Below are 26,910 nucleotides of genomic sequence, written 5' to 3' on the forward strand. Positions count from 1 at the left end.
GCCCGCTCGGCCGTCGTCGCGCTGCTGACCGTGCTCGGCACCGTCGTGCCCAAGCTCGCCGGAATCGAGACCAACGAGACCATCGTCGGCCTGCTGCTCGCCGCCGCCGCGATGGCCGGCGGGCACTCCGCGGGTAAGCGCGTCGTCACCCACGCCACCGACGCCGCCAACAGCGAGGCCGCCCGCACCGAAGCCCTCGCCGAGTGCTGCGCCTGCCCGCACCCCGAGCAGAGCCAGGCCCCGGTGGTCGGCGAGGACGGTATGAAGATCAAGCGATGAACCCGGGCCCCGGCCTGCCTTCGGGCGGGCCGGGGCCTTTCCTCGTTCCGGGGGACGGCGTGGTGGAATGGATGGCTGGCGGACGGTGTTCGTACCGGATTCCGCCCGATCCACCTGAGAGGAATCCATGGCCGCGAGGAAACCGTCCAAAGCGAGCTGGCAGGACGTCCCTGGCGCCCAAGAGATCATGGACAGGGCCCTGCCGCTCGCCAAGACTGTCCAAGCTCGCGAGTACGGGCCCCTCGCGGAAGTCGTGTTCGAGACTGCGCTGCTGTTCACGAACGCCGACGGTCGGCCGGACCTGCGTCGAGAGAGCTACGCCGCACGGATGTGGATGTCCGATCTCCTGGACGCCATGGGCCTGAAGCCTGTTCCGGGCGACTCCACGGAGCGGCGGAAGAAGCTGAAGGAGGACCGCGACACCGCCTCGCGCGCCGTTCGCGCGGCCATGTCCCAGGTCCGGGTCGACTACGTCCGAAGCCTGGACCACGACCCCGCCCAGCGGGAGAAGCTGTTCCCCGGGCTGGCCTCGTCGGACGAGATCTTCGCGTACTACCGGATCGTGCCGCAGGCTCAGAAGGAGATCGTCTCGGCGAACCGCCGGGCACTCCAGGTCGCCAGCCGCATCGCCTTCGCCGAGGACGAAGACCTGGCGATCCCCCCGGCCCGCAGCCCGCAGGTGGTCCGCAGCTTCCGCCTCGCCCTCGCCACGCTCAGCCCGCAGGCGCTGGACGCGGAGACCCGTGACCAGCTCCGCCAGGAACTCGCCGAGACCCGCGCCGCGCTGCTCGCGCTGGAGGACTCCCTGAGCTGACCTCCGACCCCAGGCCCCGCCTTCCCCACCTCGGGGAGGGCGGGGCCTTTTCGCGTTCCGGGCCTGCCGCTGGCGTGCTTGTTAACCGTGGCGCCTCAACGGCTGTGGAGAGGTGCACCGGGTTGGCCGGCGCGCGGCCCAGGGTGCCGGTGTTAACCGTGGCCGCTTAACAGTGGCGAGGAGGTCTAGACATGAGAAACATCGCCTTGATCGGCCGGGCCCGGTCCGGCAAGGACACGGCGGCCGGGGTCCTGGCCGAGTACGGGGTCACCCGGCTCGCGCTGGCCGACCCGCTGAAGGCCCTGGCCTACGACATCGACCCGGTGGTGGGCATCGAGCTGCTGGGCGTTAACGCCCCGGTGCCGGTCCACCTGGCCGACGCGGTGGACCGCCACGGCTGGGAGGCCGTGAAGGACAGGTTCCCGGAGGCCCGGCGCTTCCTTCAGCGGCTCGGCACGGAGGGCGTCCGCCGCCACGTCGACCCGGACTTCTGGATCACCCGCTGCCTGCGCACCGCCGCCGCAATCGCTGGCCCGGTCGTCGTTACGGACGTGCGCTTCGTGAACGAGGTGGACGCGCTGCGGAACGCGGGTTTCGCGGTCTGGTTCATCGACCGGGGCGGAGCCGACGGCGAGCACCCGAGCGAACAGCTCGGACCCGAGCACGCCGACCTGGTGGTCCCCAACACCGGCACCCTGCCCGACTTCCACACCCGAATCCGCGAAGCCCTGGAGGCCCTGTGACACTGCGCGAGCGCTTCGACGCGATCGACCGCACCGCTACCGCGATCGAGAACGTCGTCTTCATCTACACGCCCGTGCCGGACCTGCTGACGCCGGACGAGCGGGAGGCCGACGAGCAGGCCGCGAACGGGCGAGTCGAGGCGGAGGTGCCCGGCTTCTCGGACACCCTGCCCTCGCTGCTCTCCGCTGCCTGACCGGGTCTAACGCGGATGACATACGGTCCGTGTCGTATGTCTAACCAGCTCGATACGGGATGGATACCGTGCCGATTAGGCCCAAAGATAACGGATTCGTTAGTCTCAAAGACTATCCGTTTCGTTAGGCTGAAAGAGCAATCGTTTCGTTAGGCTGAAAGAGTAATCGTTTTGCTTCTCAATACTTGTTAGCCCGGAGCTTTGTAATCATGCTCTGAAGTTAGCCTTTGGGACCCCAAAGGCTAATGTCTGGCAACTGGCCTCCCCGGACGCCAACTGACATCGCCACAGGTTGCAACATGACAGTCATTCGGAAAGCCTCTGACCTGCATCGATGTCCGCTGATCGATCTTCGGGGTCGGCGATTTGGCGCGCGTATCTGACGGGCCCTAAGATGCCAAATGCGAGTGAGGGCCACCCCGGACAGGGGGTGGCCCTCGTATTCCTCGCGCGACTCTCTTAGGGACCCGAAAGGAACGCCCCCCATCATGACACAGTGGAATCCCCTTCCTCCCGCAGGGGCCAGTAGGCCCGTGACCTGGGGAGACGTGGTGGTTGGCGCACACGGTGCGCTGACGACTGTGGTTCTCCATGAGCAGGACGGCTGGTCAGTGATGGCCGCCGCTACTGTCGGCACGACCGCACCTCTCCTATGGGCGCTGCTCCGCCGTCACGTACAAGCAAGCAAAGTAAGGTAAGTAAGGCAGGTAAGCCTGGGCCCCGGCCGTCCTCTGGACGGTCGGGGCTTTTTCATGCCCGCCACCGAAAGGAACACATGTCTGAAGGCGTCCGCACGATCCACCAGAAGGGTTCGCGCTACTACGTCCACCCGGAGTCGGGCGACCTCGCCCCCTCGGTGACCAGCATCCTGTCGATGGAGGCGAAGCCCTTCCTTCAGGACTGGTCGGCCGGCATGGCGGCCGAGGCCGCGGTGACCGACCTGGATGTCGTCCAGCGCATCGCCGCCCGCGACCGCCAGGCGGCCGTGGACTTCCTCAAGTACTCCGCGAAGCGGTACACCAAGCTGCGCGCCGACGTCGGCAGCTTGGTCCACGACTTCTTCGAACTGCGGCTTCGCGGCGAGGAGGTGCCCTACCCGCACCACGACGTGGAGCCGTACGTCCCGGCGATCGAATCGTGGCTCGACCGCTACCAGCCCGAGCTGCTGAACGCGGAAGACGTCGCCTGGTCGTCCAGCCACAACTACGCCGGAAGCTTCGACTTCATGGTGAAGATCAACGGGAAGACGGTCCTGGGCGACCTGAAGACCAGCAAGAGCGTGTACCTGTCGGTCGCCTACCAGCTCGCGGCCTACGCCCACGCGGACCACCTGATCACCGTGGACCGCAGGATCGTGCCGTTCCCGAAGGTCGACGCCGGGGCGGTGCTGCACATCACCCCGACCCGCGCCGAGTTCCGCCCGGTGACGATCGACCGCCCGATCTTCGACCGGTTCCTCACCCTGCGCCAGCGCTTCGCCGACGACCGGGCCTCGGACGCCGGGATCATCGGCCGCGTCGCCTGGAAGCACGAGTCCGGCCACGTGACCGGCACCGCCCGGCGCGCCTCCTGACCAGGGCCTGTTAACCGCCACGACTCAACCCTCTCGGGGCGGCTTGTTAACCGCCACGACTCAACACCCACGGGGCCGACCGACCGGCGGCCACCGACCCGAAAGAACGGACTGCACTTGAGCGACGCACTCGACAACATCTTCAACTCCGACCCCGAGCTGGCGGAGCGCGCGGAGCGCGCCGAGGCCAACGCCCGCCCGGACATCGCCGGGACCTTCCGGGCCTACGAGCCCGACCCGAACGGCGGCTTCCCCCGTGCCCTGCACAAGTGGCGCGTCACCAGCGCGGTGCCGGCCACCGCCGACGCCGTGGCGGAACTGCTGGGCGGCACGCCTCACGAGCTGGACACCGAGGCCGAGGACGCCATCGCGGTGGACACCGACACCGACCGGGTCGAGGTCGTCATCGACGGCCCCGACGCGATCCAGTTCGACATGAAGCACTGGGTCAACGGCAAGCTCGCCCACCACTGCGACACCCGGGCCTTCCTGTCCCCGCCGGAGGACGTGGGCGTGCCGTGCCGCTGCCCGCGCACCATCGCGGAGCTGAAGGCGCGGGCGAAGGACGAGCGGGGCCCCAAGCCGGACATCCGCATCGCCTTCACCCTGGCCCACGACCCGCACCTGGGCGTCTTCCGCTACAAGTCCAGCGGCTGGTCGCTGATCAGTGAGCTGCCCGCGCTGAAGAACGCGCTGGCCAAGGTCGACGGCCCCGCGCTGGTCAACCTGATCAACGAGCGCGTGAACTACACGAACAAGGCCGGCCGAGAGGTCGACTACCAGAAGCTCACCGCCAAGGTCATCAAGGCGTACGAGCAGGCCATCACCGACACTCCGGCTTCGGCCGTCGAGGAGGAGCCGCCGTTCTAACCGGCGCTCCACCCAGCACCACCACCAGCGGGACCGGCTTCTTCGGAGGCCGGTCCCGCTCCCGTTTCCCTGGAGAGAGAACCCCGTGCACACCCCCACCACGGCGGAGCCGATCCCGGCCCGCCTCGTCAACGTCCTGCCTGCGACCGACCGAGCGCAGGAGATCATGCGCATGGCCTTCCGCGAGTCGCCCCGGCCGCCGTCGGCCGGCACCCGCAACAGCCAGGCCAAATTGACCGAACGCAAGGTCCACGCGATCAGGCGCGCGGCCGACCTGGGCGCCAGCCTCTCCGCCCTCGCCGAGGCTTTCGAGATCTCCGAGCGGGCATGCCGTCACATCGCGCGCCGGACCTCCTGGACGCATCTGCCGGAGGAGGGCCCGGCCCGGTGACCGACCACTCCACGCCGCTGTGGAAGGTCCCGCCCGAAGAACGCCGGGCCTTCCTGCACGCCCGCGCGCGGGCGCTGGCCGCCGAAGGTGCTTCTCCGCGCCGCCTGCTGCGGGCCTCGGACGCCGCCCACACCGTCGACTTCCGCGAACCGCGCCAGGGGGAGGGCGAGACGTGACGTACCGCGTCGGGGCGGGCATCGCCCCACCCCTCGGTGACCTGCGCACCGCAGGCCCCGGGGACCTGGTCCTCTTCCTCCACGACGCCCGGCAGCGCCCGGACTTCGCCCGCTACTGGGAGGCCGCTGCGGTGGCCGTGTTCCGTGGCGCGGGCCTGACGGTGGTGACCGCTTAGTGGCCAACCGCAACAAAGCCAAGGGCACCGGCTGGGAGACCGCGGTGGCCGACTACCTGAACGAACAGCTCGGCCAATACCGGGAGCTGTGGAAGGACGGCGACCGCGCTGTCCGATGGAAGGACCCCCTGGACCCGGACAACATCCGCCGCCAGGTCCAGGAAGGCGTCAACGACATCGGCGATCTCGGGGTGCGCCCGTTCGCCGGTGAGTGCAAGGCCGAGAAGTCGTACGACCTCGCCGCCTACGTCCGCCAGGCCGAGGTCGAGGCGAAGAACGCGGGGCTGCCGTTCGGCGTCGCGTACGTGAAGCGACCCCGGGCCCGGACCGAGGACGGGTACGCCGTCACGTCCATCCGCACGCACGCCGCGATCGTCCGCGCTCTGCGGGAGGCCGGCTACTGAAGAGAGGAGCAGGGCAGTGCGCATGCGGGAGATCCTGGATCGCCTGGAGGAGTGGCGGGACTACCAGGCGGGCGAGTGGGTGGCGCGCTGCCCGGCCCACGACGACGGGAAGCCGTCGCTGTGGATCAACTTGAAGACCAGCGGCATGGTGGGCCTGGCCTGCCGCGCCGGGTGCCGCTTCGAGGACATCGTCGCCGCGCTGGACCTGCTGCCCCGGCACCTGTTCAACGTGGACGCCGAGGGCCTGGTCGCCGTCGCCGAGGCCCGGCCCGAACCGGTCTCCCCGTTCCTGACGGCGGGCCTGCGGGTGTGGCTGGACTCCCTGCCGGCCGGTGAGGTCGACGCCGCCCCGGCCACGTCCTACACGCAGAAACGTTTCGGCTTGTCGGCGGCCGAGCAGGGCCGGCTGGGCCTGCGCTGGTGGCCGGGGCCGCAGCCGTGCCCCGACTGGGTTCCGGTCTCGTTCGTCCGGTATCCCCGCCTCGTAGTGCCGATGGCCGACTTTGCGGGAGTGGCCAGGGGCGCCCAGGGCCGGGACCTGACGGGGCGCTGCCCCGGCCGGTGGATCTCGCTCGCCAACCCCGAGGGCTACGAGTGGCAGCGCTTCGGTGTGTTCCCCGGGCCCGACCCGGCCGCGCCGTGGGTGGTGGCCGAAGGCTTGTCGGACCCGCTGGCGGTCGTCGCCGACGGCTACAACGCCGTCGGCGTGCGCGGGGCCGCGCTGCTCAACAACGACCCGACCACGTTGGACGCGCTGGCCGCCGGACTGGCCGGCCGCGACGTGCGGGTGTGTGGCGACAACGACCGCTCCGGGCGGGAGTTCGCCCGGACCATCCTCGCCGCCCTCCACCAACGGGAGGTGACCGCCCGGCAGTTGACGCTGCCCGAGGGCTTCAAGGACTACGCAGTATGGAGAGAGAAGCGATGACGGCATACGCCATCGACAGCCTGACTACCCCCTACGCGCCGCAGAAGGCGGCGCTGACGCTGCCGCCGGCCGAGGCGGTGGCCGCCTACCGCGAGGCGGCGTCCCGGTACGGGGCGAGCGACATCGTCAACGCCCACGCCCTGGTCCAGTTCATGAAGGGCGGCATCAAGTACGCCGAGGGCGTCGGCTTCCACGTGTGGACGGGGACCTGCTGGACGCGGTCCGAGGTGCTGGTGCGCCAGGCCGCCCACGACCTCGGGGCGGCGATGGTGGAGACGCTGGCCCGCGAGAAGGAGATCATCCGCGCCGCCCTGGAACTGAAGCTCGCCGGGGAGGCGCTGGACGCCGAGTACGAGAAGCAGGTGCAGGCGCTGCCGCTGGCGAAGGCGGCGAAGGGCTTCACGATGGCCCGCAGGATTGACGACCTGATCCGCGAACTGGCGTCGGTGCGCGGCGTGCACTGCGACGTGGACGACTTCGACAACCGGCCGCACCTGATCTCGTTCGCCAACGGGACCGTGGATTTGCGCACGGGCCGCCTTCAGCCGCACGACCCGGCGGACATGCTGACCAAGGCCCTCCCGTGGAAGTACGACCGGCTGAAGAAGGCCAAGCGGTGGCGGAGGTTCCTGAAGGAGGTGTTCCCGAACGAGCCGCTGATGGTCGACTACATGCGCCGCCTGTGCGGCTACGGCATCACCGGGTCGACCGCGGAGCAGGCGTTCGCGGTGCTGGTCGGCGTCGGCGCGAACGGCAAGTCGGTGTTCCTGGACACCTTGTCCTACGTCTTCGACGCGCTGTCCGAGACCACCCGCTTCGAAACGTTCGAAGACCGGGGCAGCTCGATCCCCGCCGACCTGGCCGCGCTGCGCGGGGCCCGGATGGTGATGGCCAGCGAGGGCGAGGCCGGGAAGCCGATGAGCGAGAGCGTGCTGAAGCGCGCCACCGGCTCGGACCGCCTCACCGCCCGGTTCATGCGGGAGAACTTCTTCACCTACCAGCCGACCTTCCTCCTGTGGTTGGCCTCCAACCACTCGCCCAACTTCCGCTCGCAGGACACCGGCCTGTGGAGGCGCGTGAAGCTGATCAAGTTCGACCGGTACTTCAAGCCGGAGGAGCGGGACCACGGCATCTTCGCCGATCTGCGCGAGGAGGCCGAGGGGATCGCCGCGTGGGCCGTCCAGGGAGCCGTCGAGTGGTACGCCGAGGGCCTGAAGGAGCCCGACTGCATCAAGTCCGCCACCTCCAACTTCAAGGAGAACTCCGACGCCTTGGCGGAGTTCCTGACGGACGTGCTGGTGAAGGTCGACAGCGACAAGAGCCACGTGCCTGCCCAGGACGCCTACAACGCGTATCGGGACTGGTCGGAGGCGCAGGGCGAGAAGGCATGGACGCGCCGCGGATTCATCAGCGCACTGGACGAGCGCGGCATCCGCCAGCACCGCATGACGAAGGGCCGGGTGCTGCTCGGCGTGAGGTTCGCGGGCCAGGCGGTTCCGGCCGGGCCGGGAGTGTTCGACACCACCAACGACTACTAGGAAGCGAGCACATGCGGGTACACCCGTACCGACTGGCGGGAGAGCCGGTCGAGATCAAGGTCGCCGAACGGGCGGCCGACCTGCGGGAGTTCCGCACCTGGTGGACCGCCCACGCGGCGGCCGGCACCCTGCTGGGCTTCGACACCGAGACCACCGGCCTGGCGTGGACGGACCGAATACGGCTCGTCCAGTTCGGCGACACCCACACCGCGTACGTCATCCCCGTCGAACTCGGCGGTGCGTTCCGCGAGGCCGCCCGCGAGGCCCTGGCGAAGCTGCCCAACCTCGTCGCGCACAACTTGAGCTTCGACGCGCTGAAGGTCGACACCGAGTTCGGCATCCGGCTCGAAGACCTCTACCCCCGCGCGCAGGACTCCCGGGTGGCCGCCCACCTCCTGGACAGCCGCCACGACTACGAGGGCGGCATCGGCCTGTCCCTCAAGCCGTTGTCGGCCTGGTACGTCGACCCGGCCGCGCCCGACACGCAGGGCGACCTGACGCAGGTGTTCAACGGGCTGGGGTTCACGAAGGCGACCGGGTGGGCGGGCATCAGCCTCTCGCACCCCGTCTTCGAGCTGTACGCCGGTCTCGACGCCTTGCTGGTCGCCAGGCTGCTGCCCAGGCTGCTGGCCCGCTACAAGGCCGAGGGACTGCGCTCGGCGCTGCTGCCCTACGAACACCGCCTCGCGCTGGTGTGCGCCAAGCTCCAGCGGCGCGGGATGCTGATCGACCCGGAGTACACCGAGGGCCTGGTCGGTCGGCTCGGCGCGCAGAAGGAGAAGTTCTCCGCTGTGGCGGCGCGCTTCGGCGTCGACTCGGTGAACTCCCCGGACCAGGTGGCCGGCGCGCTGCTCGGGATGGGCGAGCGGTTGACGGAGAAAACCGACAGCGGCGCGCTGTCGGTGGCCAAGGAGGTGCTTCTGCCGCTGGCCGATCTCGATCAGGACTGGAAGCGCCTGGGGATGCGCGAGCCCAACGTCCTGGCCGACGCCGTACTGCGGGCGAAGAGGGCCGGGAAGTGGTCGACCAGCTATGCCCAGGCGATGCTGGCGGGCCGCGACGCGTTCGACCGCATCCATCCGAAGATCAACCCACTGGGCGCCCAGACCGGTCGTGCCTCGCACTCCGACCCGGCGATGGCACAGCTTCCCTCCCACGGGTGGGAGATCCGGCGCGCGGTGGTCGCCGAGCGGGGGCACGTGTACTTCAGCGTGGACCAGCAGGCGGTCGAGCTTCGGGTGCTGGCCGCCCTGTCGGGCGAGACCCGGATGACCCGGGCCATCGCCGAAGGCCACGACCTCCACGGCTACGCCGCCACGCTGATGTTCGGCGAGGAGTACACCAAGGCCCAGCGGACCCTGGCCAAAATTGCCGGGCTCGGCACCGCCTACCAGGGCGGCGCGGTGACGCTGGCCAAGCAGACCGGTCAGCCGGTCGACGTCATGCGCGACACCCTCCAGCGCTACGGCAAGGCGTTCCCCGGCATCAAGCGCTGGGCCCGCAAGATGCAACGGGTCGCGCTGGCGGAGCGGTGCACGATGACCACGGTCACCGGCCGCCGCCTCCACCTGGACCGGGACAAGCTGTACAAGAGCGTCGCCTACGCCTGCCAGTCCACCGCCCGCGACACGATGGGACAGGCGCTGATCAAGATGGACGAGCAGGGCCTGACCCCCTACCTGACCATGTGGGTGCACGACGAAGTCGTGGGCACCGCCCCGAAGAAGGAGGCCGCGGACGTCGCCCGCGCCTGCGCCGAGGCCATGCGGATGGACCTGCTGGGCGTCCCGCTGGACACCGACGCGGAGGTCTACGGGCCGAGCTGGGCCGACGGCTACAAGCTGCCGAAGGAGTGGGCCTATGCGGCGTGAACCGGAAAGCGAGTTCACGCAGTTCTGCGAGGTCTGCGACGACGAGAAGCCCCTGCCGCAGTTCGGGAAGCGCAAGCGCGCCCCCAACGGGCGGGCGAACGTGTGCCGGCCGTGCGTGAAGGCCGCCAACAACCGGGCCAGCCGCGACCCGCAGGTCATCCGCAAGCGGCGCGACGCCCGGCTCCGCAGGGTCTACGGCATCACCCTGAGCGACTACGAACGAATGGGTCGCAGCCAGCGGTGGCGGTGCGCGATCTGTGGCCAGAAGGCCGCCGCCGGGGACCGTCTGGTGGTCGACCACGACCACGACAAACCCTACGGACAGGCCGTCAGAAGGCTTCTGTGCAGGGGCGAGAACAGCGCCCTGGGGCACTTCGGGGACTCCTCCGCCCGGCTCGACCGAGGAGCGGACTATCTACGCATACACGGCAAGTGAGGCAGACGTCACATTACCTCCCTTTTACCCACGAATCCGCAGGCAGTGGCCATGATCGGGACGAAAGTCTCTATTCACTCGACATACACCTGTTGAGCACACAACAGACACATGTTTAGGCTCGCCTCACATGCTGCGCCGGAGGATGCGCGGCCCACTACTGGGAGTCACGATGAGGCGGGGCGGATGGTCGCGCACCTGTGGTTCCCGGTGGCACCTGCGCCGTATCGGCCGGGTCCGCCGAGAGGTCGCGCGCACCATCACCCCCACCATCGCACTGGCCGTACGCCGCGCGATGGGGATCATCGACGGCAGCCACCTCGCCCTTGAGGCGCTTGCCGCCGAGCCCGCCGGATGCGACTTCATCCGGCAGATGCTGCGGGCCTTAGCCGGTCGGCACGCCCACCGGGCGGTGCGGTTCGCCCCCCGCCAGGTGCGGCGCATGCGAGCCGCCCACCTGCGACTGTCGCGCTGCATGGCCCTGATCTCCCGACGCCTCACCCTCTCGGACTCGCCCGGCCCCTGCCGAAGCGGCCCGGGAGTACCCGCGGCCTGACCTGACGTCAGTCCGCCGCCCGCCCCTGCTCTCGGCTGACCCGACACAGCAGGGGCTTCTTCATGCCCCGACGCGGCCCAGTGCCCGCCGGGGCTTCTTCATGCCCTGACACGGCCGATCCGCCGGCCGTGGGCTTCGCCATGCCCTTCTGCGGTCCGCCGCGCGGCGATACCGCACGCCCACCTATCTGTTCTGTACATGCCAAGGAACCACCATGTCTTCGTCCTGCATCACGCCCGCCCTGATCTCCCTCGCCCAGACCCCCAAGCCCCTCACCGCCCTGACCGGCATGGGCAAGCTCGACCGAGGCCGGGTCGCCACCGAGGAGATCCTGACCGAGCTGGACGGCATCGCCCGCTCGGTGGCGCGCAAGCGCGCGGCACACATGGAGGGCGACAGCCATCAGGCCGCCCAGGACATCGCCCAGGAGATGCGCCTCTCCTTCTGGCGCGCGATCCACACCTGGGACACCGAAGGCGACAACACCGCCAAGTTCACGAGCTACGCCTTCCAGCGGGCCAAGCTCGACGGCCGCTCGGCGGCCACCCGCGAGATCGCCCCCGGCGTGGCCCGCGACAGCGCAGGCACGTTCATGGGCGCCCTGGCCCGCTCCGGCGGGGACTTCGAAGCCGCGAAGGCCGAACTCATCAACCACCCCGAGACCAGCGCCCGCTTCTCGCCCGACCGGGCCGCCACCGTCGCCGCAGCCTTCGAGCGCCCCGTGCCGATCACCGCCGTGCCGGACAGCGCGCTCGACGCCTCCACCGCGCAGGACCCGGACCGTCTGGTCGAGTACACCCAGCTCGGCACCACCCCCCGTGCCGCCCGCCTGCGCCTGGCCGTCAAGGACGGGCTGCCGGTCGTCGCCGCCGCCACCACTGCGGGCTGGTGCACCACCCTCCAGCCCTCCCTGGCCCTCAACCCCCTGGAGGTCTCGCGCGACGCCGTTCGCTGCAAGGGCGTGAAGGTCACCGGCACCAAGCGGGGCAAGCACGCCAGCGGCGCGATCGTGGACCACGAAGCCGACGCCGACACCAGCGCCCGCTTCACCGCCGCCGCCGAGGTGAAGGCCGGTGCGCTACTGGCCGCGATGTCCCCGGGCGAGGCCGCCATCGCGCGCGCCGCCTTCGGCTTCGACGGCGAGCCCCCGATGCTCACCTCCGCCGGGAAGCTCGACGCCACCGCGATAGCCGAGGCCCTGGGCAAGACCCCCGGCACCGTGAAGGCCACGTGGTCGCGCGCCCTGAAGAAGATGAGGGCCGCCGCGTGACCGCCGCTGTTAACCGCCCCGACTCAACCCTTCCGAGCCCCTACGGAAGGAACGCGAGATGAAGTCCCCGGTCGGAACCTACGAGCTGTCCGGCGGCGCGGTGCTGCGCGTCTTCGCCGACCCCGGCCACAGCGACGGCTACGGCCTGGAGATCACCCACAACGGCGAGAGCGTCCGCTACGACGGCGGGCACACCGCCCGCGAAGTCCACGCCTTCATGAACCTGTTCACCTGACCGAGGAGAGAGAACCCCATGATCGAGAGCACGGAGCACAAGGCCACCCTGACCGTCCGACTCGGCTCCGTCGTCGGCGTGCGCAACGAGCGCATGCACGGCGTCCTCGCCCTGTCCGTGGGTGCGGAGACCGCCCGCCCCGCCCGCCTCACCGCCGACCAGTGCCGCGAGCTGTCCGCCTACCTCGCCCGACAGGCCAGCGTCCTGGACCGCGAGGCCAAGGCCGAACGCGTCTCCGCGCCCAAGCCGACGGCCGGCGGCCTGTACGACCGCCCCGCCCCGCCGCCCCTGTTCGGCATCGACTCGCACTGGGAGAAGCGGTGAACCGCCCCGAGGCCCTGGCCCTCGCCCAGAAGACCGTCACCGAGATGGCCACCAACGCCCGCGGCTACCAGGACCAGCCGATCGACGCCCGGGTGAGCGCCGTCCTGCGCATCGCCGAATTCCTGACCGCACCCACCGGAGAGAGCACCGATGACCACCGCGACTGAGCAGCACACCGTCCACCTGGACGAGCACCGTTTCCCCTGCAAGTACGACGGCCCCCGCGACTACGCACGCACCCACGTGGACGGCGAGGGCGACATCGGCCTGCTCGTCCACTGCGGCGAGACCGCCGCCTCCATCTACCTCAACCCCGAGGTGGCCGAGTCCCTGGGCGCCACCCTCGTCCAGGCCGCCGCCCAGTCCCGCGCCACCGCGCTGGAGATCGAGCGCGTACGCCAGGAGGAGGCCGAGGCCGCCCGACGCCTCGGTGAGATGGAGGCCGCCCGCCAGGCCGAGCAGGCGCGACAGGACGGCACCCCCTACCTCGCGGCCGGCGGCTCCACCTCGCCCTCCGCCCTCCCGCAGCCGGTCCTGGCCGACCAGCTCACTGCCCCGCAGCCGATCGTCACCGACTACCCGACCGCCTACCCCGCCCCACAGCCGCCGACCTTCGCCGACACGATGCTCCCGCAGCCCGGCACCGCCGAGCGCGAGCGCGCGTTCCTGCGCGCCTCCGAACTGCTCGGCCCGGACGCCGGAGTCGCCTCCAAGATCGCCATGGCGAACTACCTCCTGAAGGGCGCGTCGTGAGCGTCCCCGTGGTCCACGCCGTCGTCCACCAGGCCGCCCGCGCCTACGAGGCCCGCACCCCCGCCGGAGAGCGCGTCATCGTCATCGAGACCGAGCACCACGCTCCCGGCCAGATCACCCGCACGGTCGTCCCCCTTCCGGAGCACGTGGCGCTCGATCTGTCCAATGACATCGAAAGCCTCGGGTGGTGACACCTGCGGTGGTTTGATAGCAAGATGCGCGAGCCCGAATGCTGGGTGATCGCCGAGGTGGTTCTCAGTGTGCTCCAAGCCGACCGGCGAAACGGCGAGTATCTGCTGACCCAGTACGTCAGCACCGCCGAAGCCCGAGCCCTGCTGAACGCCCCGCGCGTCCCCGCCGAGGCAGTACCCCTCCTGGCCGACATCGGCCGCACCCGCAGGCTGGCCCTCGCCATCCTCCAAACCCTCGTCTCCTGACACACCAAGGCCCCCGGCCGGCACTGCTCGCACAGTGCTGACCGGGGGCCTTTTCTACGTTTCAGGACTCGCCCGCCCCGGGCTTCTTCTCCGCCTTCTTCGGCGGCTTCCACCCGCGCGGCGTCTTCCACACGATGTCCAACCGGTCCGCCTTGAACCGCGCTCCCTGGTAAGGGGCCTTCTTCAAGAACACCTTGTCTATGGCGAGGCGCAGCAGCTGTCCCCGGTAGTGCGCGTCCCCGGTCTCCCACAGCTTCAGGCAGCGCTCGGGATCTCTCAGCACCGCGATGTCCGCCATTGGCTTGGCCACAGCCTCCCACTCCTTCCGCGCGCTCTCCACGTCCTCCACCGCAGCGCGGCGCAGCTTGATGAACGTCTCCTCGCCGTCGCGGCCGGTGTACGCGCCACCCGCGTTGAGCCGGTCGAGCTTGGCCACGGCCTCCTCCGCCAGCTTGATCTGCCCGCGCGCCTCGCTCTCCTTCTTGCTCTCCTCCGGGTGTGCCAGGGCCACCCAGCCTTCGGCGACGGCCAGCATCACCGGGTCCAGCGGGCTGGCGGTGGTCAGCTTCGTGTGCCATTCCTTGGCGAGGACCCGTTCCACCGAGGTCCGCATCCCGGTCACCGGGTCGGGGCAAGTCTTCTCGCCGAGGTTGAGCGGGCCGCAGCGGAAGGAGCCGCCATGGATCGTCGCGCTGTGCCCCTTCTTCGGGTCGCGGCCCCCGCCGTCGCACCACATCAGCCCCGACGCGGGCGAGCGCTCGACCGGCTTGGCCTGCTCCTCCACCGTCGGCAGGTTCCCGCGCCGGTCGATCCCGGCCGCGATCTTGCGGTGCTTGTCCCAGACCTCCTGCGGGATGCCCTCCACCCCCTTGGCGAACACCCGAACCGGCTTGCCCTTCGCGTTCAGGTAGATCTGGCTCTGCCGCTTCACGATCACGACCTGCCATCCGAGGTACACCGGGTTCCGAAGGATCTTGCCAACCGTGTTCGAGCGGAACGGTCCGCCCCGCGTCGAGCGGAAGCCGTCGGCGTTCAGCCCCAGCGCGATCTTCCAGTTCGACTTGCCCTCTGCGGCCTCCCGGTGGATGCGCTCGATCACCGGCCAGAACTTGCCGTGCTTGAGCTTGCGCTTCTTCGTGACCTTCAGCCCGTAGGGGGCCATCGAGAGCCACTTGCCCTCTTCGCGCTGCTGGGCCTTCGTGTCGCGGACCTTCTCCGACAGCACCCGGCTGTACTCGCGGGCGTCCTCCGCCTTGCCGACGATGCGGGAGCGGTCGGCGGGGATGTCGGTGTCCAGCCGGTCCAGGTCGAACACGAGCCGTTTGCCCGGGACGTCCAGGATCTTGAGCACGTCGCCCGCACCCTGCCGGGAGTAGCGGGAGGAGTCGTACACCCACAGGCAGTCCGAGTCGCCGTCAAGCAGCGCGTGCACCGCCGCGTCGAAGTCGGGACGCTTCACGCCCTTCTTGTAGGCCGAAAGGTTCTCGCGGAAGATCCTGCGGATCTCGTACCCGTCCCGCTTGGCCCACGCCCGGCCCCTCAGTTCCTGCGCCTTCAGCGACAGGATGTCCCGGGCAGCCGTACCCCGGACGACCTGCGACTTCCGCAGAAGCAGGTCGACATATCGCACCGGTCCGGCAGGCTTCCGAGCCATGGTTCCACTCTCCAGTCAGCGGCACGGGCCTGCATCCTGAAGGTGCAAGGGCGACCCGTCGCTCTGGGAGGAGCACGCCAACACCCACATCGCCCCCGCGATCGGCCTGCCGGAGCTGCCGGTGGTCCGCTTCACCGGCTACACGCCGCAGCCCGGCGACCCGTGCGTCCCCCTGATGGAGCTGTTCTCCGCCCGCAAGTGGGCCCCGCTGCTGCGCTACGCGGCCGGCCGGCCGTTCGCCTGGATCGACGACGTCATCCCGGGCCGGCTGGTCCGCAACGCGCTCTGGCGCCGCGACCGCGTACTGCTGCCGATCGACCCCGGCCAGGGCCTCGAACGCCGCCACGTGGACCGGCTGCTGGCCCGGCCGCCGCGTCCCGCCGCCCTCCGCCCGCCGGTCGCCCGGCCCGGGGCCGGCTGACCCCCCGCTGACTCCCCTCCACCCCCACCCGGCCCGCACGGCGAACCACCCGACCGGACCCACCGGACCCACCGACCCCGTCGGACCAACCGGACCCGCCGAACCGGCCTCCCGGCCTCACCCGGTCGGCAGCCAGCTCACGTGCCCGGCCAGCAACGCGTACCCGACGAAGGCCACCGTGTCGATCAGCGCGTGCGCCACCACCAGCGGCATCACCCGCCCCCACCGCCGGTACAGCAGGCAGAACACCACCCCCATCACGATGTTCCCGACCAGCCCGCCGACCCCCTGGTACAGGTGGTACGAGCCGCGCAGCACCGAACTCGCCGCCACCGCGGCCGGCCACGACCAGCCCAGCTGCCCCAGCCGGCGCAGCAGGTAGCCGAGGACGACGACCTCCTCCAGGATCGCGTTCTGCCAGGCCGAGGCGACCAGCACCGGGATCCGCCACCACACGTCGGGCAGCCCGGACGGCGCGACCGTCAGGTTGTAGCCGGCCGCCTGCGAGGCGAGGTACAGCACCAGCCCCGAACCGCCGATCGCGGCCGCGACCGCCGTGCCCCGGCCCAGGTCGCGCAGCTTCTGCCCGAGGTCGAAGCCGAGCACCCGCAGGGCCACGCCCTCGCGGACCAGCAGGTAGCCGACCAGCACGACCGGCATCAGTCCGCGGCCGATGTAGTACAGCTGCCAGAGGAGGTCGAGCCAGGGCCGGCCGGGCGCGCGCGAGCCGTTCAGCGTGGCGACCTGGCGGCCCAGGTTGAGCGGTTCGGTGAGCGAGCCGGCGAAGCTGATCAGCGCGCCGACGCCGCTGGCCCCGAGGGACAGGCCGAGGACGGTCAGCAGCTCCACCCCGAGCAGCCGGCGGGTGGGCTTCGCGGTCTCCGGTTCGGTCGGGACGGTGGTCACCAGGTGCTCCAGCGCGGACGGCGGCGGACGGGCGTCGCTCCGGCCGTCGGCCGACCGCCGGAGCGGTCATCCTTCCACAGCGGCCCCGGGGCGCGTCCCGGGGCCCGGTCCGGGTCCGCGGCGCCCGGGCGCGCGCTACCCCACGGGCCAGGTGTGCACCGGCTCCCCGCCGCGCGAGTACTCCATGTACCGCCGGGTCATGGCCGCCAGGGCCGCCGGCCGGTCCATCCCGTACTGCTCGCGCAGCCGGTGGAAGGTCGCGCTCTGCCAGGCGGCGCCGTTGGTCCGGCGCAGGCAGCGCTGCTCGATGATGCCGAGGTAGCGGTCCCGGTCGGCCGGCTCCACGCCCCAGGCGTCGAGTCCCTGGTGGGCCATCGGCAGCAGCTCGCCCAGCACCAGGTCGACGGCGGGCACCGCGGTCAGACCGCCGCCGCGTCCGGCCCGGCCGGACCGCGGCCACTGGAAGACCCCGTCGACGCCGTACCGGGCCGCCTGCCGGAAGTTCTCGTCGGCCCGCTCGAACGGCAGCCTGGTCCAGATCGGCCGCGACTGCTCGGCCAGCACCCGGACCACGCCGTAGTAGAACGCCGCGTTGGCGAGCGTGTCGGCGACGGTCGGACCGGCCGGCAGCGCCCGGTTCTCCACCCTCAGGTGCGGCACCCCGCCGCTGACGTCGTACACCGGACGGTTCCAGCGGTAGATGGTGCCGTTGTGCAGCCGCATCTCGGCGAGCCGGGGCACGCCGCCGGAACCGAGCACCTTGACCGGGTCCTCGTCGTCGCAGATCGGCAGCAGCGCCGGGAAGTACCGCAGGTTCTCCTCGAACAGGTCGTACGCCGAGTCCACCCAGCGCTCGCCGAACCAGGTGATCGGGCGCACCCCCTGCGCCTTGAGTTCCGCCGAACGGGTGTCGCAGGCCTGCTGGAAGAGGACCGGCCTGGTCTCCCGCCACAGCTCCCGGCCGAACAGGAACGGCGAGTTGGCGCCGAGCGCGAGCTGGGGGCCGCAGATCGCCTGGGCGGCGTTCCAGACCGAGGAGAACCGCTCGGGGGTCACCTGCAGGTGCAGCTGGAGGGAGGTGGCGGCCGCCTCGGCCACCATGGTGATGGACTCCAGCTGGAGGTGCTCGACCCCCTCGATGTCCAGCGTGATGTCCTCGCCCCGGGCGGCCAGGATCTGGTCGCTGAGCAGGCTGTACCGCTGGTTGTGGGACATCGAGTCCAGCCCGGTGTGGTCGTGTTCCAGGGTCGGCAGGATGCCGACCATCACGATCCGCGCACCGGCCTCGCCGGCCCGGCGGTCGGCGTAGCGCAGCCCGGTGTCGATCTCCTCGCGCAGGTCCTCGAAGACGTGCCCGCAGAGCCGGTGCGGCGCGATGTTGACCTCGATGTTGAACCGGCCGAGCTCGGTCTGGAAGTCGCTGGACCCGATCGCGGTGAGCACCTGCCCGTTGTTCATCACCGGCAGGCCCTGCTCGTCGGCCAGGTTGAGCTCGATCTCCAGCCCCATCACGGCCCGTGGCCGGTCGAACCGGTCCTCTTCGAGCATTCGGCCGAGCACGTCGAGGCAGGACTGCAGCTTGCGCCGGTAGAGCTGCCGGTCCGACAGGTCCGCCCGCGTCGCCACGACCTTCTCGCCCATGGTCCCCTCCTCCTGAGCCGCCCGGCCGACCGACCGTGCCAGCATCATGCCCACCCGGAAGATCGATACCCGAACGCTTCGATCGGCTTGCAATGCAAGGGAACTGATGCTGTTTCAGCTAATCTGCCGACTTGCTCGGCGCCACCGCCTGTGATAAACAGGTCACCCTGCGCACCTGTTCGAGTAGAATTCGCACTGCCCCACGGCCCGGCCCGCCTTCAGCCCGAGACCACCGTCGACGGCGGCGGCCGCGCCGGCACCGCGATCCTGCCCAACCGGACAAGGCCCAGGTTCCGTCACCGCCGACGCACCATGCCATGCCGGTATGCCGCACTCGCACGCCGATCTCGCACGGAGAGGCGACCTTGCCATGACTCTGCAGACTCCCCAGCCCCCGCCCAGCGCGCTCCGCGCCGTCCTCGCCGCACTCGACTCCGAGACCGCGCTGCGCCAGCCCGCCGCCGCCGCGCTCCGCCATCCGACCGGCGCACTGCTCCCCGCGCACCCGCTCGCCGTCCACGTCCTGGACGGGCCGCGCGCCGAGCTCGCCGCCGCCCGGCGGACGGGGTGGCGCTTCCTGATCAAGGACGGCGCCGAGGTGGCCGCCGCGGCCGAGGTGGTGCAGGGCGCCGAGGGCCATACCTTCTCGCACTTCACCGCCGGCCCCTATCTGGACTCGACGGTCCGGGCCCTGCGCCAGGCCTGGCAGCTCGCCCAGTCCTCCCGGGCCCGCCGACAGCCCCGGCTGCTGACCTTCCCCGGCCAGTACGCGACGGCCCTGTGGCTGCACGACCCGGACGGCGACACCGGCTCCGACCTGCTGATCCCGCTGGCGCCGGCTCCGCTCGGGGTCACCGCGCACCGCGCCCACCCGGCCGCCGAGCTGCTGCCGCTGCTGACGCGGACGCCGGTCGGCCGGCCGCTGCTGCTCGGCTCCCCCTGAGTCCGGGGCGCCCCGCCGCCCCGCCCGCACCCCGCCCCGCCCGCCTCGCCCCGCCCGCACCCCGCCCCGCCCGGTCATCACCCGGGCGGGCCATCCGGCATGGCCTGCTCGGGCCGGTCACCGGATGGCCCACCTGGAACCGCGTGCGCTCCACGGCCACCTGAACGGGTGATCTCTGCCCGGGGGTTGTGGCGCATGTCACGAAATCGCTGCGCGCGCGTCCCCGGATGCCGACACTGGGAACCAGCGTGGAAGGACCTCCTGTCCTACCCACTTGAGTGCCGGTCCACACCTGGCCCGGCGCCGGACAGAATCCGACCACCGCGGCAGCGCCCGACGGCAAACCGGCGGCACCGTGTCACGGGGAGGATCGCAGAGCGAAGCGAGGGTACACATGTGCCAGCACCGTCCTGAGTGCCCGCCGGCCGAGTCCGAGGACCGAGAGGCCGCCGTCCCCGTGGCCTGCCACCCGGAGCAGGGCTGGAGCCTGCTCTGCAACGGCGTCCTGCTGTTCGAGGACACCGGCGAACTGCTGCCCGACGGCCGGGTGATCGCCCCCCGCCGCCAGGCCGCCCACGCGGTCTGACCCGCCCCGGTCCGGAGCACCACCACCGGCCGGCCCGACCGGCCCGACCGGCCCCTTCAGACCGACCGGACCCGTCGGACCACCACCGAACAGAGGGCAGGGCCCGGGCGGAACGTTCCGCCCGGGCCCTGCCCCGTCCGTGTCTCCGCGTACCGGCTGTACCGGTCCTGCGTCAGACGCCGTACTCGTCCAGCGGCGGGCAGGAGCAGACCAGGTTGCGGTCGCCGTACGCGCCGTCGATCCGGCTGACCGGCGGCCAGTACTTGTCCGACGGGTTCACGCCGGCCGGGAAGACCGCCTCCTGCCGCGTGTAGCCGTGCGCCCAGTCGCCGACCAGCGTGGCGGCGGTGTGCGGGGCGTTGCGCAGCGGGTTGTCCTCGGCGGCCCACTCGCCCGCGCCGACCTTCTCGATCTCGGCACGGATCTCGATCATCGCGTCGCAGAACCGGTCGATCTCGTGCAGGTCCTCGGACTCGGTCGGCTCGATCATCAGCGTGCCGGCCACCGGGAACGACATGGTCGGCGCGTGGAAGCCGTAGTCGATCAGGCGCTTGGCGATGTCGTCGACCGTGACGCCGGTCTCCTTGGTGAGCGGGCGCAGGTCGATGATGCACTCGTGCGCCACCAGGCCGCCGGGGCCGGTGTAGAGCACCGGGAAGTGCGGGGCCAGCCGCTTGGCGATGTAGTTGGCGTTCAGCACCGCGACCTGGGTGGCGCGCTTGAGGCCCTCGCCGCCCATCAGCCGGACGTACGCCCAGGAGATCGGCAGGATGGCCGCCGAGCCCCACGGCGCGGCCGAGATCGGGCCGACACCGGTGGCCGGACCGGCCTCCGGCTGCAGCGGGTGGTTCGGCAGGTACGGCGCGAGGTGCGCGCGGACCGCCACCGGGCCGACGCCCGGGCCGCCGCCGCCGTGCGGGATGCAGAAGGTCTTGTGCAGGTTCAGGTGCGAGACGTCCGCGCCGAACTTGCCCGGCTTGGCCAGGCCGACCAGGGCGTTCAGGTTGGCGCCGTCGACGTACACCTGGCCGCCGGCGTCGTGCACGGCCGCGCAGATGTCGGTGATCTCGGTCTCGTACACGCCGTGGGTCGACGGGTAGGTGACCATCAGCACGGAGAGCTGGTCGCGGTGCTGCTCGATCTTGGCCTTGAGGTCGGCCACGTCGACGTCGCCGTCGACCAGGGTCTTGACGACGACCACGCGCATGCCGGCCATCACCGCGGAGGCGGCGTTGGTGCCGTGCGCGGAGGACGGGATCAGGCAGACGTCACGCTGGGTGTCGCCGTTGGCGTGGTGGTACGCGCGGACGGCCAGCAGGCCGGCCAGCTCGCCCTGGGAGCCGGCGTTCGGCTGGATGGAGACGGCGTCGTAGCCGGTCACCTCGACCAGCTGCTGCTCCAGCTGGCGGATCAGGGTGAGGAAGCCCGCGGCCTGGTCGACCGGCGCGAACGGGTGCAGCTGGCCGAACTCCGGCCAGGTCACCGGCTCCATCTCGGTGGTCGCGTTGAGCTTCATGGTGCAGGAGCCGAGCGGGATCATGCCCCGGTCCAGCGCGTAGTCGCGGTCCGACAGGCGGCGCAGGTAGCGCAGCATGGCGGTCTCCGAGCGGTGGCTGTGGAAGACCGGGTGGGTCAGGTACTCGTCCTGGCGCAGCAGCGCGGCGGGCAGCGCGTCGGCGCCCTCCGGCACCTCGACGCCCTCGACGCCGAAGGCCGACCAGACGGCCGCCAGGTGCTCGCGGGTGGTGGTCTCGTCGGTGGAGACCGAGATCCGGTCCTCGCCGTCCTGGTGCACGTTGACGCCGTTGGCGCGGGCGGCGGCGGCGATCTCCGCGGCGCGGCCCGGGACGACGGCGGTGACGGTGTCGAAGAACTCGCCGTGCAGCAGCTCGACGCCGCCGGCCGTCAGGCCCTCGGCGAGCGCGGCGGCGTAGCGGTGGGTGCGGCGGGCGATGTCGGCCAGGCCGTCCGGGCCGTGGTAGACCGCGTACATCGAGGCCATCACGGCGAGCAGCACCTGGGCGGTGCAGATGTTGCTGGTGGCCTTCTCGCGGCGGATGTGCTGCTCGCGGGTCTGCAGCGCGAGGCGGTAGGCGCGGTTGCCGTCGACGTCGACGGAGACGCCGACCAGGCGGCCGGGCAGCGAGCGGGCGTACTCGGCGCGGACCGAGAGGTAGCCGGCGTGCGGGCCGCCGAAGCCCATCGGCACGCCGAACCGCTGCGAGGTGCCGCAGGCGATGTCGGCGCCGAGCGAGCCCGGGGACTTGAGCAGGGTCAGCGCCAGCAGGTCGGCGGCGACGGCGACGATCGCGCCGAGGCCGTGGGCCTGCTCGATCACCGGGGTGAGGTCGCGGACCACACCGGTGGCGCCCGGGTACTGGAGCAGCACGCCGAAGACGCCGCGCTCGGCGATCTCGGCCGGGATGCCCTCGGACAGGTCGGCGACGACGACCTCGACGCCGGTCGGCACGGCGCGGGTGTTGATGACCGCGACGGTCTGCGGCAGGGTCTCGGCGTCGACCAGGAAGACACCGCCCTTGACCTTGGTGACGCGGCGGGCCAGCGCCATCGCCTCGGCGGCCGCGGTGCTCTCGTCCAGCAGGGAGGAGCCGGAGGTGGGCAGGCCGGTCAGGTCCGAGACCAGGGTCTGGAAGTTGAGCAGCGCCTCCAGCCGGCCCTGCGAGATCTCCGGCTGGTACGGGGTGTAGGCGGTGTACCAGGCCGGGTTCTCCAGCACGTTGCGCAGGATCACCGGCGGGGTGAAGGTGCCGTAGTAGCCCAGGCCGATCATCGGCTGGAGCACCTGGTTGCGGCCGGCCAGCTCGCGCAGCTCGGCGAGGACCTGGGCCTCGCTGCGGCCCGCGGGCAGGTCGAGGGCGGTGATGGAGCGGATCGCCTCGGGGACGGCGGCCGTGGCCAGCTCGTCCAGCGAGCCGTACCCGACCTGGGCCAGCATCTTCTCCTGCGCTGCGGCGTCGGGGCCGATGTGGCGGTTCTCGAAGGGGCTGGCCTGTTCGAGCTCGGTGAGGGTCGCGGGGGTGGTGGGGCGTCCCGAGTTCGGCTGGGCGTTCATGGTGGTCGAGGCCTCCTGGTCACGGACCGGCGGGGGTACGTACGCCGGACGGCTTCGCCGCTGCGGACAACAGCGGAGCGGCCTGTGGCGGACGAACCCGACAGGCCTCCCCCTCTGTCATCGGGACCTGAGAGCTTCACCCGCACGGGAGCGCGGTGGGCGCCCCGCCGGCTTGCACCGTCGGTGAGGGTGGTGTCCGCCGGCTCCCTCGCCCGCAGTCCTGCCCTGCTTTCCAGAGTGACCTATCCCACACGGTACGGATGCCTGAGAGATTCCGGGGAGGAGTTGCTCCTTCGGCGCCCCGACCAGCGGTTTCGACTGTCGGGGACTCTCCCGAGCGGGCTCGGCGGTCGCGCCCAGGGTACCAGCGGGAGGTCGCGCGATCACGGGTGCGTCAGGTCACTCGGCCGGTTCGCCCGTGACCCGGACGGAGCACGGCCCGGCCCGTCCGGCCCCGCCCCGGTCGCGGGTGTCCGGTTCATGGCTTTTGGTGTGAAGTGGCGGGCAGGACGGGCGGGCCGACCGCCGTCCTGCGGGGATTCCGCAGGATCAGCGCACTGGAGGAAAGAGTGCAGACCGATATCGACCCCCGGGACCTCATCGGCCACAAGGCGGTCGACCGCAACGGAGACAAGATCGGCACGATCGACGAGGTCTACCTCGACGACGCCACCGGCCGGCCCGAGTGGGCCGCCGTCCGGACCGGCATCTTCGGCCGGGACGCCTTCGTCCCCCTCACCACGAGCGAGTTCTCCGGCGACGAGCTGCGGGTGCCCTACGACAAGTCGCTGGTGAAGGAGTCACCGGACTTCGGCGTCGGCCAGCACCTGTCGCCGGCCCAGGAGCTCCAGCTCTACCGCTACTACGGCCTGGACACCGCACTGGACGGGCAGCCGTCGGCGGGTGACGGCTCCGGCTCCGAACCGGCCGACCTCGACTTCGGGACGACCGCGTCGAACGGCACCCCGGCCGCCGCCCCCTCGAACGGCACCCCCTCGAACGGCACGCCGTCGAACGGCACCCCGGCCACGGGCACCACCCCGTCGAACGGCGCACCCCTCGCGGGCACCGCCGCACTGGCGGGGACGGCGGCGGCCGCGACCAACACGCGGAGCCCCTCCACCCCGTCCGCCGCCGCCCCGGCCAAGTCGCTCACCTTCCACACGGGACCGGCCGCCGCGGCCGCCCCCACCACCAGCCCGGCAGCCGGCCCCGGCAAGCCGGCCGACCCCGCCACGGAGGCCAACGTGCGGACCCTCGCCACCCCCACCCCCGCGGCGCCCCCGGCGTCCACGACGTCCGCCCCGACCGCCGAGCCGCGGCCGCAGAGCGCCGCCCCGCCGGCGTCGGCCACCGGCTCCCAGCAGCCGGCCACCCCGTCGGCGCAGCCCGCCGCGGCCGCCGCCCCGCGCTCGGCCGGCGGTCCGGCCCCGTCCGCACCCGGCGGCCCGGTGGAGATCACCTGCCGCGAGGAGCGGCTGGACATCACGACCGAGTGGCACGTCGTCGGCACCGCCAAGCTGCGCAAGTACGTGACCAGCGAGCCGGTCGAGCGCCGGGTCCCGGTGGTCCGCGAGCGCGTCCGGGTCGAGCGGATGCCGGTCGGCGAGGCCGAACGGGCCGCGCTGAGCGAGAAGGACATCGCCGAGGCGGTGGAGGAGGTCACCCTGCGCGAGGAGCGCCCGGTGGTGCGCAAGTACCTGGCGCCGATCGAGCGGGTCCGTCTGGTGGTGGAGCGCTACACCACCGAGGAGGTGATCCGCGACGAGCTGCGGCGCGAGCACGTCGAGGTCCACGACGACACCGCGGCCGACCCGACGCCTCCCCGGTCCGCCGCCCACACCCCGTCCCCCGACGCGCCCGCGCCGTCCGTCGGGCCCTCCTCCGCGCCCGAGGACCCGGCCCGCCCCGTCCCGCTCAGGCCCCTCGTCTGACCCCGGAACGCCGAAGGGCCCCGGCCTGATCGGCCGGGGCCCTTCGGCGTTCCACACCGGGCACACCGGGCAAACCCTTCGATTTTACCAAGGCTTAACCGATGAATATTTGACACTCTGAAGTATCTCCCTGCATGGTTACTTCAGTTCATTCACTATGTACGGGAGGAAGCAAACCGTGAGTGAGGCACCACAGCCCACCGTCGCGGCCGAGAAGCAGAGCAGCGCCCGGGTCCTGCCGGCCCTCATCCTGGCGATGCTGTCGTTCAGCGTGGTGCAGACCGCGGTCGTCCCGATCCTGCCCTCGCTCGCCAAGGAACTGAACGTCTCCGGTTCCAGCATCACCTGGCTGATGACGGCCAACCTGCTCTCCGCCGCCGTGCTCACCCCCCTGCTCGGCCGCTTCGGTGACCTGCGCGGACGCAAGCCGATGCTGCTGATCTCGCTGGCCGGCCTGGTCGCGGGCTCCGCGCTCGCCGTCTCCACCCACTCCTTCACGTGGCTGGTCGTCGCCCGCGTCCTGCAGGGCGCCGGCGGTGGCGTGCTCCCGCTCGCCATCAGCATCGTCCGCGACGAGCTGCCGAAGCAGAAGGTGACCGGCGGCGTCGCCGCCATCAGCGCCTCGATGGGTGTCGGCAGCGGCCTCGGCCTCGTCGCCACCGGCCTGCTGCTGGAGCACTGGAGCTACAAGTCGATCTTCTGGATGGGCCTGTTCTTCGGCCTGCTCGCGGTCGCCCTGGTCGCCGTCCGGGTGCCCACCGACCCGGTCACCGACAAGGACGGCGGCGCCGACCCGCTCGGCGCGGTCACCCTGGCCGGCTGGCTCTCCGCCCTGCTGGTCGCGGTCAGCCAGGGCAACAACTGGGGCTGGACGTCGACCCGGACCCTCGGGCTGTTCGCCGTCGCCGCCGTGGTCGCCCTGATCTGGGGCGTCATCGAGGTCAAGGTCAAGCACCCGCTGGTCGACATGAAGATGATGTCCCGCCCGGCCGTCGCCTTCACCAACCTGGCCGGCCTGCTGATCGGCTTCGGCATGTACGGCTCCTTCATGGTGATCAGCAACTTCGCCCAGACCCCGGAGAAGTTCGCCCACTACGGCTTCACCGCCACCGTGCTGCACGCCGGTGTGATGCTGCTGCCGTCCGCCCTCGGCTCGATGGTCGCCGCCCCGCTCGGCGCCCTGCTGATCGCCCGCCGCGGCCCGCGTCTGCCGCTGGTCCTCGGCGGGGTCCTCGGCGCCGTCGCGATGGCCTACCTGGCCCTCCGGCACAGCCACGAGGCGGACATCTACCTCTCCTCGGCGATCTTCGGCCTCGGCATCGGCCTCGCCTTCTCGGCGATGCCCGCCTACATCAACGGCGCCGTCCCGGTCGAGCAGAGCGGCATCGCCAACGGCATGAACGCCGTGCTGCGCACCGTCGGCGGCGCGATCGGCACCGCCGTCATGGCCGCCATCCTCACCGGCGACACCATGAAGCTGCCGATCCCGGTCTCGCTCCCCACCCTGGACGCCTACGAGCACGCGTTCTGGACCGCCGCCGTGGTCTGCGTGATCGCCGGCGCCGTCCCGTTCCTGATCCGCACCGTCAAGCCCGCCACGATCGTGGCCCACGGCAACGAGGTCGCGGACCTGACCTCCGGCCCCCGGCCGGTGAAGACCGACGCCTGACGAGGCGTCCGACCCCGCGCTCAGGGACAGGGCGCGGGGACCGGACCCGGACGGTCGCCGAGGGCATCGCGACCGTCCGCGGCCCGGAACGCATGCGGCCCCACCCGGCCCCCCT

Annotated in this window: 31 protein-coding genes and 1 riboswitch; of the genes, 27 read left to right on the forward strand and 4 right to left on the reverse strand. The window is 71.3% G+C overall.

Features of this window, described 5'->3' with window-relative positions:
• The first annotated feature begins 30 nt into the window (after positions 1-30).
• The 22 genes from AC067J_RS18780 (at position 31) to AC067J_RS18885 (ending at position 13,968) form a co-directional block, all read left to right on the forward strand.
• Positions 31-279 carry a hypothetical protein gene (locus tag AC067J_RS18780; protein WP_478300505.1) on the forward strand — a complete coding sequence of 83 codons (249 nt, stop codon included), beginning with the start codon at positions 31-33 and terminating at the stop codon, positions 277-279.
• A gap of 187 nt (positions 280-466) precedes the next feature.
• Entirely contained in the window at positions 467-1,093 is a 627-nt protein-coding gene (locus tag AC067J_RS18785; protein WP_478300507.1) for a hypothetical protein, read from the forward strand.
• Positions 1,094-1,284: 191 nt separating this feature from the next.
• A complete protein-coding gene (locus tag AC067J_RS18790) occupies positions 1,285-1,836 on the forward strand; it encodes a deoxynucleotide monophosphate kinase family protein (protein WP_478300509.1) in 552 nt (183 codons plus the stop codon).
• Positions 1,833-2,030: a hypothetical protein gene (locus AC067J_RS18795; protein WP_478300511.1), complete on the forward strand. Its 198-nt coding sequence runs from the start codon at positions 1,833-1,835 to the stop codon at positions 2,028-2,030. The genes AC067J_RS18790 and AC067J_RS18795 overlap by 4 nt, the downstream gene beginning before the upstream one ends.
• Positions 2,031-2,805: 775 nt before the next feature.
• Positions 2,806-3,603 carry a hypothetical protein gene (locus AC067J_RS18800; protein ID WP_478300512.1) on the forward strand — a complete coding sequence of 266 codons (798 nt, stop codon included), beginning with the start codon at positions 2,806-2,808 and terminating at the stop codon, positions 3,601-3,603.
• A 117-nt stretch (positions 3,604-3,720) separates the two neighbouring features.
• Positions 3,721-4,473: a recombination directionality factor gene (locus AC067J_RS18805; protein ID WP_478300514.1), complete on the forward strand. Its 753-nt coding sequence runs from the start codon at positions 3,721-3,723 to the stop codon at positions 4,471-4,473.
• 85 nt (positions 4,474-4,558) lie between these two features.
• Positions 4,559-4,864, forward strand: a complete 306-nt coding sequence (locus AC067J_RS18810; RefSeq protein WP_478300515.1) for a hypothetical protein — start codon at positions 4,559-4,561, stop codon at positions 4,862-4,864.
• A complete protein-coding gene (locus AC067J_RS18815; protein WP_478300517.1) occupies positions 4,861-5,040 on the forward strand; it encodes a hypothetical protein in 180 nt (59 codons plus the stop codon). Before AC067J_RS18810 ends, AC067J_RS18815 begins: the two co-directional genes overlap by 4 nt.
• Positions 5,037-5,216 (forward strand): hypothetical protein, encoded by a 180-nt coding sequence (locus AC067J_RS18820; RefSeq protein WP_478300518.1) that lies wholly within the window; start codon positions 5,037-5,039, stop codon positions 5,214-5,216. Before AC067J_RS18815 ends, AC067J_RS18820 begins: the two co-directional genes overlap by 4 nt.
• Positions 5,216-5,620: a hypothetical protein gene (locus AC067J_RS18825; RefSeq protein WP_478300519.1), complete on the forward strand. Its 405-nt coding sequence runs from the start codon at positions 5,216-5,218 to the stop codon at positions 5,618-5,620. The genes AC067J_RS18820 and AC067J_RS18825 overlap by 1 nt, the downstream gene beginning before the upstream one ends.
• Positions 5,621-5,642: 22 nt before the next feature.
• Positions 5,643-6,548 (forward strand): toprim domain-containing protein, encoded by a 906-nt coding sequence (locus tag AC067J_RS18830; protein WP_478300520.1) that lies wholly within the window; start codon positions 5,643-5,645, stop codon positions 6,546-6,548.
• Positions 6,545-8,086, forward strand: coding sequence for a DNA primase family protein (locus AC067J_RS18835; RefSeq protein ID WP_478300522.1), 1,542 nt, complete (start codon positions 6,545-6,547; stop codon positions 8,084-8,086). Before AC067J_RS18830 ends, AC067J_RS18835 begins: the two co-directional genes overlap by 4 nt.
• 11 nt (positions 8,087-8,097) lie before the next feature.
• The gene (locus AC067J_RS18840) at positions 8,098-9,957 is read left to right on the forward strand and encodes a DNA polymerase (protein ID WP_478300524.1); all 1,860 of its coding nucleotides are present in this window, start codon (positions 8,098-8,100) and stop codon (positions 9,955-9,957) included.
• The gene (locus AC067J_RS18845) at positions 9,947-10,393 is read left to right on the forward strand and encodes an endonuclease domain-containing protein (protein WP_478300525.1); all 447 of its coding nucleotides are present in this window, start codon (positions 9,947-9,949) and stop codon (positions 10,391-10,393) included. The genes AC067J_RS18840 and AC067J_RS18845 overlap by 11 nt, the downstream gene beginning before the upstream one ends.
• Positions 10,394-10,565: 172 nt before the next feature.
• Complete coding sequence (locus tag AC067J_RS18850; RefSeq protein ID WP_478300527.1) at positions 10,566-10,949, forward strand: hypothetical protein; 384 nt, start codon at positions 10,566-10,568, stop codon at positions 10,947-10,949.
• A gap of 214 nt (positions 10,950-11,163) precedes the next feature.
• Complete coding sequence (locus tag AC067J_RS18855) at positions 11,164-12,219, forward strand: sigma factor (RefSeq protein ID WP_478300529.1); 1,056 nt, start codon at positions 11,164-11,166, stop codon at positions 12,217-12,219.
• A 58-nt stretch (positions 12,220-12,277) separates the two neighbouring features.
• Positions 12,278-12,454 (forward strand): hypothetical protein, encoded by a 177-nt coding sequence (locus tag AC067J_RS18860; protein WP_159400751.1) that lies wholly within the window; start codon positions 12,278-12,280, stop codon positions 12,452-12,454.
• Positions 12,455-12,472: 18 nt separating this feature from the next.
• A complete protein-coding gene (locus AC067J_RS18865; protein WP_478300531.1) occupies positions 12,473-12,778 on the forward strand; it encodes a hypothetical protein in 306 nt (101 codons plus the stop codon).
• Entirely contained in the window at positions 12,775-12,945 is a 171-nt protein-coding gene (locus tag AC067J_RS18870; RefSeq protein WP_478300533.1) for a hypothetical protein, read from the forward strand. The genes AC067J_RS18865 and AC067J_RS18870 overlap by 4 nt, the downstream gene beginning before the upstream one ends.
• Complete coding sequence (locus tag AC067J_RS18875) at positions 12,929-13,531, forward strand: hypothetical protein (protein ID WP_478300535.1); 603 nt, start codon at positions 12,929-12,931, stop codon at positions 13,529-13,531. The genes AC067J_RS18870 and AC067J_RS18875 overlap by 17 nt, the downstream gene beginning before the upstream one ends.
• Entirely contained in the window at positions 13,528-13,722 is a 195-nt protein-coding gene (locus AC067J_RS18880; RefSeq protein ID WP_405007482.1) for a hypothetical protein, read from the forward strand. Before AC067J_RS18875 ends, AC067J_RS18880 begins: the two co-directional genes overlap by 4 nt.
• Before the next feature lie 24 nt (positions 13,723-13,746).
• A complete protein-coding gene (locus tag AC067J_RS18885) occupies positions 13,747-13,968 on the forward strand; it encodes a hypothetical protein (RefSeq protein ID WP_043477742.1) in 222 nt (73 codons plus the stop codon).
• 61 nt (positions 13,969-14,029) lie between these two features.
• Here the strand turns inward: AC067J_RS18885 and AC067J_RS18890 are convergent, their stop codons facing one another.
• Positions 14,030-15,622 (reverse strand): recombinase family protein, encoded by a 1,593-nt coding sequence (locus AC067J_RS18890; RefSeq protein WP_478300538.1) that lies wholly within the window; start codon positions 15,620-15,622, stop codon positions 14,030-14,032.
• Between the two features lie 121 nt (positions 15,623-15,743).
• On the opposite strand from AC067J_RS18890, the gene AC067J_RS18895 reads away from it, so the two are divergent.
• Entirely contained in the window at positions 15,744-16,043 is a 300-nt protein-coding gene (locus AC067J_RS18895; RefSeq protein ID WP_478300540.1) for a hypothetical protein, read from the forward strand.
• A 117-nt stretch (positions 16,044-16,160) separates the two neighbouring features.
• On the opposite strand, the gene AC067J_RS18900 is transcribed toward AC067J_RS18895, so the two are convergent.
• Positions 16,161-16,949 (reverse strand): CPBP family intramembrane glutamic endopeptidase, encoded by a 789-nt coding sequence (locus AC067J_RS18900; RefSeq protein ID WP_478300542.1) that lies wholly within the window; start codon positions 16,947-16,949, stop codon positions 16,161-16,163.
• Between the two features lie 135 nt (positions 16,950-17,084).
• Positions 17,085-18,590, reverse strand: coding sequence for a glutamate-cysteine ligase family protein (locus AC067J_RS18905; protein ID WP_478300544.1), 1,506 nt, complete (start codon positions 18,588-18,590; stop codon positions 17,085-17,087).
• A gap of 370 nt (positions 18,591-18,960) precedes the next feature.
• Between AC067J_RS18905 and AC067J_RS18910 the strand changes: the two genes are divergently transcribed.
• Positions 18,961-19,533 (forward strand): hypothetical protein, encoded by a 573-nt coding sequence (locus tag AC067J_RS18910; protein WP_478300546.1) that lies wholly within the window; start codon positions 18,961-18,963, stop codon positions 19,531-19,533.
• Between the two features lie 394 nt (positions 19,534-19,927).
• On the forward strand, positions 19,928-20,119 hold the full coding sequence (locus tag AC067J_RS18915) for a DUF5999 family protein (RefSeq protein WP_478300548.1): 192 nt from the start codon (positions 19,928-19,930) through the stop codon (positions 20,117-20,119).
• A gap of 172 nt (positions 20,120-20,291) precedes the next feature.
• Here the strand turns inward: AC067J_RS18915 and gcvP are convergent, their stop codons facing one another.
• Positions 20,292-23,192, reverse strand: coding sequence for an aminomethyl-transferring glycine dehydrogenase (gene gcvP / locus AC067J_RS18920; protein ID WP_478300549.1), 2,901 nt, complete (start codon positions 23,190-23,192; stop codon positions 20,292-20,294).
• Between the two features lie 242 nt (positions 23,193-23,434).
• Positions 23,435-23,538: riboswitch (glycine riboswitch) on the reverse strand.
• Between the two features lie 223 nt (positions 23,539-23,761).
• On the opposite strand from gcvP, the gene AC067J_RS18925 reads away from it, so the two are divergent.
• Together AC067J_RS18925 and AC067J_RS18930 are read left to right on the forward strand one after the other, a co-directional pair.
• On the forward strand, positions 23,762-25,126 hold the full coding sequence (locus AC067J_RS18925) for a PRC and DUF2382 domain-containing protein (protein WP_478300551.1): 1,365 nt from the start codon (positions 23,762-23,764) through the stop codon (positions 25,124-25,126).
• Between the two features lie 178 nt (positions 25,127-25,304).
• On the forward strand, positions 25,305-26,795 hold the full coding sequence (locus tag AC067J_RS18930; protein WP_478300553.1) for an MFS transporter: 1,491 nt from the start codon (positions 25,305-25,307) through the stop codon (positions 26,793-26,795).
• Positions 26,796-26,910: the final 115 nt, after the last annotated feature.

This window comes from Kitasatospora sp. NPDC042419 (assembly GCF_056437345.1).